Source organism: Micromonospora sp. NPDC049171 (genome assembly GCF_040648275.1).
Taxonomy (GTDB): Bacteria; Actinomycetota; Actinomycetes; order Mycobacteriales; family Micromonosporaceae; genus Micromonospora.
In genome coordinates this window covers 155,942-170,253 of sequence record NZ_JBEZDJ010000018.1, presented here as the reverse complement: position 1 = coordinate 170,253, position 14,312 = coordinate 155,942, and the positions used below count along the sequence as shown (strand labels likewise).

13 protein-coding genes are annotated in these 14,312 nt (G+C 72.7%); 6 read left to right on the top strand and 7 right to left on the bottom strand.

Annotated features, from left to right (window positions below; translation table 11 throughout):
• Positions 1-48: 48 nt before the first annotated feature.
• A complete protein-coding gene (locus tag AB0B14_RS23125; protein WP_357068181.1) occupies positions 49-711 on the top strand; it encodes a metal-dependent phosphohydrolase in 663 nt (220 codons plus the stop codon).
• Here AB0B14_RS23125 and AB0B14_RS23120 read toward each other — a convergent pair.
• Complete coding sequence (locus tag AB0B14_RS23120; protein WP_357068179.1) at positions 677-967, bottom strand: DUF4031 domain-containing protein; 291 nt, start codon at positions 965-967, stop codon at positions 677-679. The genes AB0B14_RS23125 and AB0B14_RS23120 overlap by 35 nt on opposite strands.
• Positions 968-1,023: 56 nt before the next feature.
• Between AB0B14_RS23120 and AB0B14_RS23115 the strand changes: the two genes are divergently transcribed.
• Complete coding sequence (locus AB0B14_RS23115; RefSeq protein ID WP_357068177.1) at positions 1,024-2,424, top strand: FAD-linked oxidase C-terminal domain-containing protein; 1,401 nt, start codon at positions 1,024-1,026, stop codon at positions 2,422-2,424.
• 12 nt (positions 2,425-2,436) lie between these two features.
• Here the strand turns inward: AB0B14_RS23115 and AB0B14_RS23110 are convergent, their stop codons facing one another.
• On the bottom strand, positions 2,437-2,970 hold the full coding sequence (locus tag AB0B14_RS23110; protein WP_357068175.1) for a hypothetical protein: 534 nt from the start codon (positions 2,968-2,970) through the stop codon (positions 2,437-2,439).
• A gap of 88 nt (positions 2,971-3,058) precedes the next feature.
• The gene (locus tag AB0B14_RS23105; protein ID WP_357068440.1) at positions 3,059-4,873 is read right to left on the bottom strand and encodes a glycerol-3-phosphate dehydrogenase/oxidase; all 1,815 of its coding nucleotides are present in this window, start codon (positions 4,871-4,873) and stop codon (positions 3,059-3,061) included.
• Positions 4,874-5,148: 275 nt separating this feature from the next.
• Here AB0B14_RS23105 and AB0B14_RS23100 point away from each other — a divergent pair, with 275 nt between their 5' ends.
• The 3 genes from AB0B14_RS23100 (at position 5,149) to AB0B14_RS23090 (ending at position 9,038) form a co-directional block, all read left to right on the top strand.
• On the top strand, positions 5,149-7,710 hold the full coding sequence (locus AB0B14_RS23100) for a S8 family serine peptidase (RefSeq protein ID WP_357524095.1): 2,562 nt from the start codon (positions 5,149-5,151) through the stop codon (positions 7,708-7,710).
• Between the two features lie 68 nt (positions 7,711-7,778).
• Positions 7,779-8,711: a GNAT family N-acetyltransferase gene (locus tag AB0B14_RS23095; RefSeq protein WP_357524093.1), complete on the top strand. Its 933-nt coding sequence runs from the start codon at positions 7,779-7,781 to the stop codon at positions 8,709-8,711.
• A gap of 78 nt (positions 8,712-8,789) precedes the next feature.
• Positions 8,790-9,038, top strand: a complete 249-nt coding sequence (locus AB0B14_RS23090) for a hypothetical protein (protein ID WP_357068169.1) — start codon at positions 8,790-8,792, stop codon at positions 9,036-9,038.
• Between the two features lie 58 nt (positions 9,039-9,096).
• On the opposite strand, the gene groL is transcribed toward AB0B14_RS23090, so the two are convergent.
• The 3 genes from groL to AB0B14_RS23075 form a co-directional block, all read right to left on the bottom strand.
• Positions 9,097-10,719 carry a chaperonin GroEL gene (groL, locus tag AB0B14_RS23085; RefSeq protein ID WP_030490078.1) on the bottom strand — a complete coding sequence of 541 codons (1,623 nt, stop codon included), beginning with the start codon at positions 10,717-10,719 and terminating at the stop codon, positions 9,097-9,099.
• A gap of 315 nt (positions 10,720-11,034) precedes the next feature.
• A complete protein-coding gene (locus AB0B14_RS23080) occupies positions 11,035-11,346 on the bottom strand; it encodes a hypothetical protein (protein WP_357524092.1) in 312 nt (103 codons plus the stop codon).
• A 72-nt stretch (positions 11,347-11,418) separates the two neighbouring features.
• Positions 11,419-11,622, bottom strand: a complete 204-nt coding sequence (locus AB0B14_RS23075; RefSeq protein ID WP_053654337.1) for a cold-shock protein — start codon at positions 11,620-11,622, stop codon at positions 11,419-11,421.
• A gap of 275 nt (positions 11,623-11,897) precedes the next feature.
• Here AB0B14_RS23075 and AB0B14_RS23070 point away from each other — a divergent pair, with 275 nt between their 5' ends.
• Positions 11,898-12,428, top strand: a complete 531-nt coding sequence (locus AB0B14_RS23070) for a GNAT family N-acetyltransferase (RefSeq protein ID WP_357524090.1) — start codon at positions 11,898-11,900, stop codon at positions 12,426-12,428.
• A 174-nt stretch (positions 12,429-12,602) separates the two neighbouring features.
• Here the strand turns inward: AB0B14_RS23070 and paaN are convergent, their stop codons facing one another.
• Positions 12,603-14,276: a phenylacetic acid degradation protein PaaN gene (gene paaN, locus AB0B14_RS23065; RefSeq protein ID WP_357068163.1), complete on the bottom strand. Its 1,674-nt coding sequence runs from the start codon at positions 14,274-14,276 to the stop codon at positions 12,603-12,605.
• Positions 14,277-14,312: the final 36 nt, after the last annotated feature.

Sequence of the window (14,312 nt, the reverse complement as noted above, 5' to 3'; positions counted from 1 at the left end):
ATCCTGCCGTGCAGGCGCGGCCTGGGTGGGATGCGGCAGACTCGGGCGGTGGTCGATCTCCTGGAGCGGTGGCGGGCGGCAGCCCGGGGTGCTGGTGCGAGGGCGGGCGCGGGGTCGACCCGTGCCGGCGAGCAACTGCTGGACCGGTGGCGGGAGCCGCACCGGCACTACCACACGGTGGCCCACCTGACGGCGGTGCTCGACGTGGTGGACCAGCACGCCGGGCTGGCCGACCGGGCCGACCTGGTGCGGTTGGCGGCCTGGTGGCACGACGCGGTCTACGACCCCCGGGCCGCGGGTGACGCCAACGAGCAGGACAGCGCCGCGCTGGCCGAGAGTGTGCTCACCGGGCTCGGGGTGCCGGTGTCCACGGCGGCCGAGATACGCCGGCTGGTGCTGCTCACCGCCGGACACGCCGTGGGCCCGGACGACCGGGACGGTGCCCTGCTGTGCGACGCGGACCTGGCCGTGTTGGCCGCGCCCCCGGCCGTCTACGACAGGTACGCGGCGGCGATCCGACGGGAGTACGCGCACGTGCCGGAGCCTGCGTTCCGGGCTGGACGGGCCGCCGTGCTGGGCGGACTGCTGGCGCTGCCCGCGCTGTTCCGGCTGGCGCCGCTGGCCGACCGGTGGGAGGAGCCCGCCCGGGGCAACGTGCGCCGCGAACTGGCCACCCTCACCGCTGCGGTGCCACCGGCGGGCGCGGGCTGACCAGGTGTTTCGGGCGGCGCAGACCGGCGGCGCGGAGCAACTGGACCAGCTCCCGGCTCGGCACCACCTGCGCGCCGAGCCACACCGCCGCCGCGAACCGGTCGGCCGGGATGTCGTAGTGGTCCCGGTCGAAGCCGCGTCGGGGCGCGCCGAGTGCCTCGGCGAAGGCGTGCAGCTCGGCGTACGAGACGTCGCTGATCAGGTGCGACCAGAGCCGACCGCGCCACGGCCAGGCCGGCCGGTCCAGGTAGAGCATGGTGCCCAAGCTAGCCCGCGTTGATGATCGCCGGCCGGCGACCTAGCCTCGGCTGCATGGCCCCCACCACACTCCTCGACGACCTGCGCGCCGCGCTCGGTGCCGACGCGGTGCTCACCGACCCGGACCTGCTGCGCACGCACCAGCGGGACGAGGCCGACCTGTGCCCGGCCGGCACCCCGCTGGTGGTGACCCGCCCGCGCAGCACCGAACAGGTGGTCGCGGTGGTCCGGGCGGCGGCCCGACACGGCGTACCGGTGGTTCCGCAGGGCGCGCGGACCGGGCTGGCCGGCGCGGCGAACGCGGTGGACGGCGCGGTGGTGCTCAGCACCGTCGCGATGACCGAGATCCGGGAGATCGACCCGGTGAGCCGGATCGCGGTGGTCCAGCCGGGGGTGGTCAACGCGGCGCTGGCCGGAGCGGTGGCCAAGCAGGGGTTGTGGTATCCGCCGGACCCCGGCTCCTGGGAGTCGTCCACGATCGGCGGCAACGTGGCCACCAACGCCGGCGGCATGTGCTGCGTGAAGTACGGCGTGACCACCGAGTACGTGCTCGGCCTGGAGGTGGTGCTCGCCTCGGGTGAGGTGCTGCGCACCGGCCGGCGTACCGCCAAGGGGGTGGCCGGCTACGACCTGACCCGGCTGTTCGTCGGCTCGGAGGGCACCCTCGGCGTGATCACCGAGGTGACCGTGGCGCTGCGGCCCGCACCGGCCGACTCGCTGACCATGGTGGCGGTCTTTCCGTCCACGGCGGCGGCCGGCGCGGCGGTGGCCGACATCGCGGCGCGTGGGCTCACCCCCAGCCTGCTGGAACTGCTCGACCAGACGCACCTGCGGGCGATCGAGGCGTACCAGCCGATGGGGCTGCGGACCGACGCGCAGGCTCTGCTGCTGGCCGCCACGGACACCGGCACCCGGGCCGCCGACGACCTGGCCGACCTGGCCGAGGTGTGCACGGCCGCCGGCGCCGACGAGGTGTACGCGGCCACCGACGCGGTGGAGGCGGCGGCGCTGTTGCAGGCGCGGCGGCTGGCCCACCCGGCGATGGAGAAGTTCGCGGCCGACACCTATCCGGGCGGCAACGGCGGTCTGGTGATCGACGATGTGGCGGTGCCGCGTGGTTCGCTCGCCGCGCTGCTGGACGGCGTGGCCCGGATCGCGGCGGAGTGCGAGGTGCCGATCGGCGTGGTGGGGCACGCCGGGGACGGCAACATGCACCCGAACATCGTGGTCGACCGGGCCGACCCGGCGAGCGTGCAGCGCGGCCGGCGGGCGTTCGACGAGATCATGCGGCTCGGCCTGGACCTCGGCGGCACCTGCACCGGAGAGCACGGGGTGGGGCTGCTCAAGCGGGACTGGCTGGCCCGGGAGATCGGGCCGGTCGGCGTCCGGGTGCACCAGGCGATCAAGTCGGCGTTGGACCCGGCTGGTCTGCTCAACCCGGGCAAGGTGCTCTGAGCTGGCCCGGGGTCAGCCCTTGATCTCGGCCGGGGTCGCCTGCGTGAGCAGCAGCAGGATCTCCCCGGCGACCGGAGTGCGCTCCTCACCGGGGCAGTCCTGGGAGGTGATCAGCCCGGTGGAGGTCAGGAGGCTGGACGTCAGCGCGTCGATGCAGGTGGTCCGGTACCGCCGGGCCTGATCTGTCTCGTCGGCCAGCGCCGGGGTCGCGAGCAGCACCTGGAGCCGTTCGGTCAGCTCCGGGGCGAGAGTGCCCCGGGAGGTGACCCCGTCGCCGGCGCAGTCGACGCACTGCCACGCCCCGTTGCGCTCGACGCTCAGGGTGCGCAGTGGGCCGTCCTCGCCGAGCCGCTGAATCAGGCTGACCTGGCCGGCGGCGACCGTGGTGGGGATCTCCAGCTGCGCGCCGCCACCGGCCGAGGCGGACGACTGTGCCTGCGGTGTGCCCGGCTCGTCCCGGTCGAAGAACGAACACCCGGTCAGGGCACCGCCGAGCGCAACGGCGAGAAGGGGTACGAGCAGACGAGGGTGCGCGCGGGGTAGCACGCGCGGAAACCTACCCCACCGTAGGTAGCGTTCGAAACCACCATCCGGGCCGGTATCGCCGGTTACCCTTCGGTAACGTCGCAATTCGTCACAGAGCGGACGGACGCAGCCCAACCTGGTCGTCGCCACCCCGATCGGCCGCGTAACCCCGGACGTCCGGAGCGCCCAACCGGGCCGCGTCCGCCGCGGCGTCGTCCGGCATCAACTGCGACTGCCGCTCCGCCTCCACCCGGGCGCGGTAGTGCTCGACCTCCCGGGCCCGCGTCGCCGCGTCCCAGCCGAGCACCGCACCCATCAGCTCGGCGGTGTGCTCCGCCGACTCCAACCCCCGGTGGCTGGTCTCGAAGGAGATCCGGGTCCGCCGGGTCAGCACGTCCTCCAGGTGCAGCGCACCCTCGGCCCGCGTCGCGTAGGCGACCTCCGCGGCCAGGTATTCCGGGGCACCGGCCAGCGGGGAGGCGAGCAGCGGATCGGTGTCGATGAGCGCCAACAGGTCCAGGGTGAGGGTGCCGTACCGCTCCAGCAGGTGCTCCACCACGCCCACCGGCACGCCGTGCCGGCGGGCCAGGTCGGCCCGGTCCCGCCACATCGCCGGGAAGCCATCCGCACCCAGCAGAGGCAGATCGGCGGTACGCGACGAGCGCCCGCCGCCGAGCCGGCGGACGGCGCGGTCGACCACGTCGGACGCCATCACCCGGTAGGTCGTGTACTTGCCACCGGCCACCAACAGCAGCCCGAGCATCGGCTCGAAGACCGCGTGCTCGCGGGAGAGTTTCGAGGTCGAGTCGGCCTCGCCGGCCAGCAGTGGTCGCAGCCCGGCGTACACCCCCTCGATGTCGGCGGTGGTCAACGGGCGGTCCAGCACGGTGTTGACCTGCTGCAACAGGTAGTCGATGTCACGGGCCGAGGCGGCCGGGTGGGACCGGTCCAGTCGCCAGTCGGTGTCCGTCGTGCCGATGATCCAGTGCCCGCCCCACGGGATGACGAAGAGCACCGACTTCGCCGTCCGCAGGATGAGCCCCGTCTCGCCGGTGATCGCCGAACGGGGCACCACCAGGTGCACCCCCTTGGAGGCGCGCACCCGGACGCCGGGCCGCAGGCCCACGTCGTTGAGCATCCGGGACATGTCGTCGCTCCACACACCGGTGGCGGCGATGACGGTACGGGCCTGCACCTCGAACTCCGCGTCCGGTGAGCCCGCCGGCGCCTCCAGGTCCCGGACGCGTACGCCGGTCACCTCACGCGCCTGCCGGATCAGCCCCACTGCTCGGGCGCTGCTCACCACCGTGGCGCCGAGGCTGGCCGCGGTGCGGGCCAGCGTGACGACCAGCCGGGCGTCGTCGACCTGACCGTCGTAGTAGCGGATCGCCCCGGCCACCGCGTCGGCCCGCAGGCTCGGAAAGATCCGCCGGGCGCCCTCCCGGGTCAGGTGCCGGTGCAGGGGCATGCCCCGGCCAGCGCCGAAGACGCCAGCGAAGGCGTCGTAGGCGGCCACGCCGGCGCCGTAGTAGGAGCGGCGGAAGATCCGCGCCGGCAGGTCCCGCAGGCCCCGCCCAGCGGGCAGCGGCACCAGGAACGGCACCGGGCGCACCAGGTGCGGGGCGAGTCGGGTGGCCAGCAGCCCGCGCTCGGTGAGCGCCTCGTGGACCAGGTGGAACTCCAACTGCTCCAGGTAGCGCAGGCCACCGTGGATGAGCTTGCTGGACCGGCTGGACGTGCCCGCGGCGAGATCGCGCGCCTCGACCAGAGCCACCTTCAGGCCCCGGGACGCCGCGTCCAGGGCGGCACCCGCACCGGTCACCCCGCCTCCGATGACCAACACGTCGAAGCGCTCGGCGCGCAGTCGACGCAGGTCGGACGCACGGCGGATCGGCGAGAGCTGACCGGCGACGGATCGGGAGATATTGGGGTCACGCACCAGTCCACCGTAACCGCAGCGGCGGCATGTCGACATTCGCCGCCGCTGGTCCTGCACCCACCGCACGCGGCACGCCCGCTGCCCCCACCCACTCACCCGCCGCCGCGGCGAGCCCGACCCAATCGAAGATCTTGGACACTTTCCGTCCGGCGCGGACGGAAACCGTCCAAGATCTCACGCTCGGCCATGCGCCACTCTCGGGCGACGCACCGCGCGACCGTCGGGTCCGAAACCCTCCGTCGTGGTCGTAAGGTTCTCGGATGCACGCTGAGCCTGCGTACCCCGGAACCAGCGACCACAGTTCTCCGTGGCCGGTGGTCGCGGCCGTGTTCGTCGGCTGTTGGACGGTCGCGGTCACCGTCGCGGCGCAGGCCGGTGGCTGGCTCACCGATCAGGTGCTGCTCAGCTTCGGACGCGACCGGGTCGGCTGGCTCTGGCCGGTGCTCGGCTTGGCCACCGTCGTGCTGGTGGGCACACCCGCCCTGCTGTTGGCCGTGCTGCCCCGGTCGACGACGGTCCGGGCCACCGGGCGGGTCTGGCTGGCCGCCACACTCGCCCTCGGCGTGCTGACCCTGCTGCGAGTCGTACCGCCGGTGCACCACGAGGCGCACCTCGCCGCGCTGGCCGGCGGCGCGTTGCTCGGCGCGCTCGCCGTGCGCCTGTCGGCGCGCCGCCGGGCGTACCCCGGGCTGGTTGCCTCGGTCGGCGGCCCGGCAGCCGCCGGAAACGGCGACGCCATCCGGCCCGAGACCACCGGACACGCCGACCCCACCCGGCCCGGGACCACCGGACACGACTACGCCACCCGGCCCGAGACCACCGGGAACGCGGAGCCGGCCCGGCGCGGGCCCGGTGCGGTGCCGCTACTCGCGGTCGCCGCCGGGTTGGCGCTGCTGCTGCCGTGGGCCTGGCTGGGCGCGCTCGGCGGGCTCCTGGAGACCGCGCTCGCGCTCCTGGCCGCCGCCGCGCTCGGTGTGCTGGCCGCGACGCTGCTGGACGACACCTTCTGGTCCCGGTTCGCGACCGGCCGACCGCCCCGGCCGGCTCGGCTGGTGCTGGTCGGAGGTCTGGTCGCCGGGGTGGCGCTGCTGCTGCTCGCGGCCGGCACCGGCCAGTCCGGCGCACAGTTGCCCGCGCTGCTGATCCTGCCGCCGGTGGGTTTCGCGCTGGCCGCGCTGTGGGCGGCGGCCTGGCGGCCCGCCGTCGACCCGGCCGACGCCACCCGGGCCGGCCGATCGGCGACCGGCTGGCTGGTGGGCCTGGCCGCACTCGGGCCGCTGGCCTTCACCGACCCGGAAGAGATCACCCTGCTGCTGGTCGGCACCCGGGACGTCCCGTTCTGGGTGGCGGCCGCCGCCGGCGCCGGGCTCGCCGTCGCGGTCCTGCTCGCCATCGGGTACGCGGTGCTGCTCGCCCGGCCCACGGCACGTACCCCGAGCCGGCGGGTCGCCGCGGTGGCAGCCGTGGTGCTGCTCGTGGCGTTCGGCGTGGTCGACCTCGGCCCCGGCCAGCCGGGCCTGTACGGCGAGCGGCTGTTCGTGGTGCTGCGCGCGCAGGCCGACCTGAGCGATCTTCCGGCGGGCCAGCCCGGTCGGGCCGGGCGGGACGCCCGCGCGGCGGAGGTCTACCGGCGGTTGGTGACGACCGCCGAGCAGAGTCAGGGTGACCTGCTGCGGGGGTTGCACCGGCTGCGTCTCGACCCGGTGTCGTACTACCTGGTCAACGCGGTCGAGGTGGACGGCGGCCCGGCGGTACGGGCCTGGCTCGCCCGCCGGCCGGAGGTGGCCCGGGTGCTGGTCAGCCAGCGCCTGCGCCCGCTGCCGGCCCCGGCCGGGCAGAGCCGGGGCACCGCGCCCAGGCCCACCGGCCCGGAGTGGAACATCCGCCAGATCGGCGCCGACCGGGTGTGGTCCCAGCTCGGGGTCACCGGCACGGGCATCGTGGTCGGCAGCTCCGACTCGGGCGTGGACGGCACCCATCCGGCGCTGCGAGCCGGGTTCCGGGGTGGGGACGACTCCTGGTACGACCCGTGGGACGGCAGCCGCAGCCCGACCGACACGGGCGGGCACGGCACCCACACGGTGGGCAGCGCGGTCGGGCGCGACGGCATCGGGGTGGCACCGGACGCGCAGTGGGTGGGCTGCGTCAACCTGGACCGCAACCTGGGCAGCCCCGCGCACTACCTGGACTGCCTCCAGTTCATGCTGGCGCCCTTCCCGGCCGGCGGCGACCCGTTCACCGACGGCCGCCCGGAGCGCGCCCCGCAGGTGCTCACCAACTCGTGGGGCTGCCCGCCCATCGAGGGGTGCGACAACCGCGTGCTGCGGCCGGCCACCGCCGCGCTGGACGCCGCCGGGATCTTCGTGGTCGCCGCGGCCGGCAACACCGGCCCCTGGTGTGCGTCGATCGACGACCCGCCCGCACCGTATGCGGACGTGTTGACCGTGGGGGCGGTGGACGCGCAGCGGCGGGTCGCCGAGTTCTCCTCGCGCGGGCCGGTGGCGGGCGGCACGGGTAAGCCGGACGTGTTGGCACCGGGGGTGGGTGTGGTGTCGGCGATGCCAGGGGGCACGTACGCGGCGCTGGACGGCACCTCGATGGCGACCCCGCAGGTGGCGGGGGTGGTCGCGCTGATGTGGTCGGCGAACCCGGCGCTGGTCGGCGACGTGGACCGCACCCGGCAGATCCTGCGGGACACCGCCACCGCGGCGACACCCACGTACCGCTCCGACGACCCGTCCGACGCCTGCGGTGCTCCGGCGAACGTCACAGGCGCCGGCCAGGTCGACGCCTTTGCCGCCGTCCGCGGCGCCCAACAATAGGCAGGTTTCCTTCCTGATCCGACGGGCGGGAGCGCGGGCCGGCACGCGGTCATCTATGGTCGGCGACCATGGACGCCGAGATCACCGTCACCGAGCTGACCGCCGACCTGGCCCCCACCGTGGTGCGGCTCTGCGAGCAGGCCCTCGACCTGCCCGAGGACGCCGCCGAGGCCGCGTGCATCGTGGACGTGCTCTGGCCCCGAGCCAGCGCGGACCGGTCCGTGGTCGGGCTGGGCGCGTACCGGGGCGTGGAGCTGGTCGGGGTGCTGTTCTGCTCGGTGTCGTCGACCGAGCCGGACAGCGGGCACGTGGACCTGGTCGCGGTCCTGCCGGAGCACCGCCGCCGGGGCGTCGGCCGGGCACTGCTGGGGCAGGCCGAACGGGTGCTGGCCGAGCGCGGGGTGACCGAGGTGCTGCTGGCCGGGAACCCGCCGTACTACGCGTGGCCGGGCATCGACGTCCGCTACACCCCGGCGGTCTGCGCGGCCCTCGCGCTCGGCTACCAGCAGGACCGGACCGCCTGGAACATGACCGCCGACCTGTCGTACGACGGGTCGCCGGCGCTGCGGTCCACCGAGACCGCCGAGCGGCGGCTGGCCGATCAGGGCGTCACCGTACGCCGGGCGGAGCCGACGGACCTGCCGGCACTCACCGCGTTCGCCCGGTCCACCTTCGGCGGCACCTGGGACGGCGAGCTGGCCGGTTCGGTGGGACGGGACGGCGCCGGTTGTCACCTCGCGGAGCGGGGCGGCGAGGTGCTCGGCTTCGCCGCGTACGGGTCGTCCCGGCCGAGCTGGTTCGGGCCGATGGGCACCGCGCCGGCCGCCGAGGGGCTGGGCATCGGTGGTGTGCTGCTGCGACGCTGCCTGGCCGACCAGCGGGCGGCGGGGCTGACCAGGGCGGAGATCGGCTGGGTGGGGCCGGTGCCGTTCTACTCGGGCAGCGCGGGTGCGCGAATCGAGCGGGTCTTCTTCCTGTACCGACGGACGCTGTCCGGATAACCAGGGCAAACAGGACATAGATCCATTCGCCCGCATCGGCCTTCGACGCCCCCTACCGTCTTGGTAGAGGAGGCAGCCATGACCACGGATGACGACCAGACCGAGGACGGCCCGCCGATCACCTGGAAACCGGTCGGCGAACTCCCCGGCCAACTGCCGTTCGACCGGCTCGACTACGGCGACGCCGAACAACTGGCCGAGATGACCACCGACGGCGAATCGTCGGTGGTCGAGCAGCCGCAGGAGATGGTGGACGCGCCGATCCAACTGCTCCCGCCGTACGACCGGGCGCACAAACGGCGCAACCAGCGCCGACTGCCGACCTGACGACGAACGGGGCGGACCGCGTCAGCGGCCCGCCCCGTTCGGTGTGTCGGAACTGGACTCAGAAGTCCATGTCCCCGCCACCCGGGCCAGCCGGGGCAGCCGGGGTCTTCTCCGGCTTGTCCGCGACGACGGCCTCGGTGGTGAGGAAGAGCGCCGCGATCGAGGCGGCGTTCTGCAGCGCCGAGCGCGTCACCTTGGCCGGGTCGATGATGCCCGCGGCCAGCAGGTCGACGTACTCGCCGTTGGCGGCGTTGAGGCCGTGACCCGCTTCGAGGTTACGGACCTTCTCCACCACGACGCCGCCCTCGAGGCCGGCGTTGACGGCGATCTGCCGCAGCGGGGCGTCCAGCGCGACCTTGACGATGTTCGCACCGGTCGCCTCGTCGCCGACCAGGTCGAGCTTGTCGAAGGCGGTCTTGCCGGCCTGGACCAGCGCGACGCCACCACCCGGGACGATGCCCTCCTCGACGGCGGCCTTCGCGTTGCGAACGGCGTCCTCGATGCGGTGCTTGCGCTCCTTGAGCTCGACCTCGGTGGCCGCGCCGACCTTGATGACCGCAACGCCGCCGGCCAGCTTGGCCAGCCGCTCCTGCAGCTTCTCCCGGTCGTAGTCGGAGTCGCTCTTGTCGATCTCGGCCCGGATCTGGTTGACCCGGCCCTGGATCTGCTCGGCGTCACCGGCACCGTCGACGATGGTGGTCTCGTCCTTGGTCACCACGACCTTGCGGGCGCGGCCCAGCATGTCGAGGCTGGCGGCGTCGAGCTTGAGGCCGACCTCCTCGCTGATGACCTGGCCACCGGCGAGGATCGCGATGTCGGTCAGCATGGCCTTGCGGCGGTCACCGAAGCCCGGCGCCTTGACGGCGACCGACTTGAAGGTGCCACGGACCTTGTTGACCACCAGGGTGGCGAGGGCCTCGCCCTCCAGGTCCTCGGCGATGATCAGCAGCGGCTTGCCCGACTGCATGACCTTCTCCAGGATCGGGAGCAGGTCCTTCACCGACGAGATCTTGCTGTTGGCGATCAGGATGTACGGGTCGTCGAAGACGGCCTCCATACGCTCCGGGTCGGTCATGAAGTAGGCCGAGATGTAGCCCTTGTCGAAGCGCATACCCTCGGTGAGCTCCAGCTCCAGCCCGAAGGTGTTGCTCTCCTCGACGGTGATGACGCCTTCCTTGCCGACCTTGTCCATCGCCTCGGCGATGATCTCGCCGACGGTGCTGTCGCCAGCGGAGATGGAGGCGGTGGAGGCGATCTGCTCCTTGGTCTCGACGTCCTTGGCGAGCTTGGACAGCTCCTCCGAGACGCTCGCGACCGCGGCCTCGATGCCCCGCTTCAGGGCCATCGGGTTGGCGCCGGCGGCCACGTTGCGCAGGCCCTCGCGAACCAGGGCCTGGGCCAGGACGGTCGCCGTCGTCGTGCCGTCACCGGCAACGTCGTCGGTCTTCTTGGCGACCTCCTTGACCAGCTCAGCGCCGATCTTCTCGTACGGGTCCTCGAGCTCGATCTCCTTGGCGATGCTCACACCATCGTTGGTGATGGTGGGGGCACCCCACTTCTTCTCGAGCACGACGTTGCGGCCCTTGGGGCCGAGGGTCACCTTTACGGCGTCGGCGAGCTGGTTCATGCCCCGCTCGAGGCCGCGGCGCGCCTCTTCGTCGAACGCGATCATCTTGGCCATACGGCGTTGTCCTCCTGGACACTCACGGGCCACCCGAGATGTGTGCCCCGGATGGGCCGCCTGGTGTACGCACCTTGGGACGTCGCCACCTGGCGACGACGACGTCCTTCGGCCGGGCCGGATAGCCCGCGACGACCGGCCATGTGCCGCCCCGGCGTCTCCACGCCGGTGCAACCTGGCCCCACCGTCCCGACCATTGGCACTCACGGTATGCGAGTGCCAATGACTTGTTTAGCACTCTCCCCTGCCGAGTGCAAGCACGATGGGGCCGCTCAGCCGAGTTCCGTCGCCAGTCCGGCAGTGTTCACCGGCTCCTCATGGGCGCGCTGCTCGGCGTACGTCACCAGCAGACCGACCTGGCTGGGCGAGGTAGGCCGGCAGGACCAGCACGGCGGTGACCCCGATCACCACCACCGCCCCGATCGCGGTGCCCGGCGACGAGAGGGGATCCGTGCCGAACGCGGCCGTGCCCGCCTCCTCCAGGCCACCGGAGATCACGTTGACGACGATGACCGCCGGGGCCACCAGGGCAACCCGACCGAGCAGGAGGTCGGGCCGGTCGTGGAACATCCGAGACGAGCGGCCGATCGGGTTGCGGCGTTCGAAGAGGTGGACCGGGCCGGCCAAACGGGCCCGATCTTCCCGGTTGCGCGCCCCTGCCGCCAGCCCCGACGCGCGGGGCCGATCGAGGAGGAAAACTCAGGCGACGACGCGGACGTGCTCGGCCTGCGGGCCCTTCTGACCCTGGGCGATCTCGAACTCCACCCGCTGGCCGTCGTCCAGCGCCTTGTAGCCGTCCATCTCGATCGCGGAGAAGTGGACGAACACGTCCTGACCGCCGTCGACGGCGATGAAGCCGTAGCCCTTTTCGGCGTTGAACCACTTCACGGTGCCCTGTGCCACGGTGCACTTCCCTCACTCTGCGCGGTGTTGCCTGACCTGGCGCTCGGCACGGCCGGACGCCCACCGGCCACCACCTCGGCAATCGATGGCGACCATTGAATAAGGTGACCGAAATCGCACGCTACACGAGGAGTGACGGCCGCGCACGGCCACAAATCTGACACCTTCCGGGGCGGTCAGACCGGCTTGGTTTTTCGATCCACCGGATCCACGTCGATGACTGCCCGGCGCAGCTCGACCGTGCCGGGCACCGACCCTGTGGTAGGCATGCGGGCATGACCACCGATACGGGCGCCACCGCCCTACGGCGGGCGGAGATCCGCCGGGTCCGGCCGCAGGACGCCGCCCGGATGCGGGCACTGCGTCTGGAGATGCTCGCCGACGCACCGTTGGCCTTCCTGGAGACCCTGGCGGACGCGGCGGCCCGACCGCACGCCGAGTTCGCCGCCCGGGTCGCGTACACCTCGGCCGGCCCCGGCAACGCGCAGTTCGTCGCCGACCCGGGTGGCCGGCTGGTCGGGCACGCCGGTGGCACGGTCGCCCCGAACGAACCCGGGCTCACCGTGGTCTACGCCGTGTACGTCACGCCGGCCTGGCGGGGCAGCGGCCTGCTCGGCGAGCTGATCGACGGGGTGGCCGCCTGGTCACGGGCCTGCGGCCGGCCGAAGCTGCTGCTGGAGGTGGTGGTCGGCAACGACCGCGCCTACCGCGCCTACCAACGGCTGGGCTTCAACGACACCGGCGAACGCGTCCCCCACCCCACCATCCCAGCCCTGACCGAGCTACAAATGCGCCGAACTGCATAACCCGAGAACCATCCTCCCAAGGCAAAACCACTCTGATGCCCCTAAAAAAGCCGGCACCGAAGCCACCACCGTGCCCACGAAGGGTTTCCGGGGCAGCCCGCCCCGCGCAGGGATCAAGCCTGACCGCCCGGAGCGGGGCGGGCTGCCCCGGAAACCCGAACCGCAACCAAAGACTCAGACGTGACGCCGAGACTGCACGATCCGGAACCGGTTGGCCACGTACGCCCCGTCGGTCAACGCCGAGTTCGCCGCCGCGTTGGCGCCACTGCCGTGGAAGTCGGAGAACGCCGCCGACTGGTTCACGAAGACCCCGCCGGTGAGGTTGCAGGACAGGTGCACACCGACCTCGACCGCCACCGCCTCGGTGGCGTCCAGCACCGCCTCGTCGGTGGAGTAGACCCCCGCCGTCAGCGCGCCCTTCTCGCCGACCGTCCGGCGCAGCAACTCCAGGCTGTGCGCGGTGGAGTCGGTCGCGATGGCGAACGAGATCGGCCCGAACCACTCCCGGCCGTACGTGTCCGCGTCGTCCGCGGCCAGCTTCACGATCGTCGGGGTACGCACCACCGCGTCGGCGTACGCCGGGTGGGTCACGGCCCGTGACTCCAGCACCGGCTCGCCCACCTTGGTGACCTCGGCCAGCCGATCCAGCACCCCGTCGTTGACGATGGCGCCGGTCAGCTCGACGCCCCGCGCCGGGTCGGCGGTCAGCTTGCCGACGGCGGCGGCGATCCCGCCGGCCACCTCGTCGAAGCTCTTGTGCCCCTGGTCGGTCTCGATGCCACCGGCCGGAATGAGGATGTTCTGCGAGGTGGTGCACATCTGACCGCTGTAGAGGGTCAGCGTGAAACCGAGGTTGCGACACATGCCGGCGAAGTCGTCGGTGGAGTCGATGACGACGGTGTTCAGGCCGGCCTTCTCGGTGTAGACCGACGCCTGCCGGGCGTGCGTCTCCAGCCAGTCGCCGTACTCGGTGGAGCCGGTGAAGTCGACGATCTTCACGGCGCGGTGCAGGGCCAGGTCGCTGGCGAGCTTCTCACCGGGCGCCTCGGCCGCCAACATGATCAGGTTCGGATCGAAGCCGGCCTCGGCGAGCACCTCCCGGGCGTACTTCACGGTGATGGCCAGCGGCAGCACCGCGCGCGGGTGCGGCTTGACGAGCACCGGGTTGCCGGTGACCAGCGAGGCGAACAGCCCGGGGTACGAGTTCCAGGTCGGGAAGGTGTTGCAGCCGATCACCAGCGCCACCCCACGCGGCACCACGTGGAACGTCTTGGTCATCCGCAGCGGGTCACCCTTGCCGGCGGCCTTCTCCCAGCCAGCCGTGCCCGGGTGCCGGGTCATCTCGGCGTACGCGTACGCCAGCGCCTCCAGCGCCCGGTCCAGCGCGTGCGCACCGCCGGCCTGGAAGGCCATCACGAACGCCTGCCCGCTGGTGAACTGCACCGCGTTGGCCAGCTCGAAGATGTGCTTGTGCAGCCGGTCGAGGATCTCCAGGCAGACTCCCACCCGGGCCTGCGGGCCGGCATCACGCCACGCCGGCAGCGCGGCGGAGGCGGCGTCGACCAGCTCGCCGGGGCCGGCATGCGGGTAACGCACCGCCAGCTCTACCCCGAACGGGCTCGTCTCGGTGGCGACCCGATCGCCGGTGCCCGGCTGGTCGAGCGGAAAGTCACCACCGAGGTACGCCTCGAAGGCGGCCTTGCCGTCGGCGGCGGCGGTCTCGCCGTACACCCGGGGGCTGGGAGATTCGGGATAGGCGGACCAGTAGCCCCGCTCCGTGATCGCGGTCAGCGCACGGGTGAGGGTGTCGGCGTGCCTGTCGTACAGGGGATGCGGGGTCTCCGTCATGCCCGCCATCATGCCTGAGTACGGCCCGCGAGCAGT

Coding starts and splice junctions, on each gene's coding strand:
- AB0B14_RS23120 (WP_357068179.1), bottom strand. CDS start 967: ATGCTCTACCTGGACCGGCCGGCCTGGCCGTGGCGCGGTCGGCTCTGG.
- AB0B14_RS23115 (WP_357068177.1), top strand. CDS start 1,024: ATGGCCCCCACCACACTCCTCGACGACCTGCGCGCCGCGCTCGGTGCC.
- AB0B14_RS23100 (WP_357524095.1), top strand. CDS start 5,149: ATGCACGCTGAGCCTGCGTACCCCGGAACCAGCGACCACAGTTCTCCG.
- AB0B14_RS23095 (WP_357524093.1), top strand. CDS start 7,779: ATGGACGCCGAGATCACCGTCACCGAGCTGACCGCCGACCTGGCCCCC.
- AB0B14_RS23090 (WP_357068169.1), top strand. CDS start 8,790: ATGACCACGGATGACGACCAGACCGAGGACGGCCCGCCGATCACCTGG.
- groL (WP_030490078.1), bottom strand. CDS start 10,719: ATGGCCAAGATGATCGCGTTCGACGAAGAGGCGCGCCGCGGCCTCGAG.
- AB0B14_RS23070 (WP_357524090.1), top strand. CDS start 11,898: ATGACCACCGATACGGGCGCCACCGCCCTACGGCGGGCGGAGATCCGC.
- paaN (WP_357068163.1), bottom strand. CDS start 14,276: ATGACGGAGACCCCGCATCCCCTGTACGACAGGCACGCCGACACCCTC.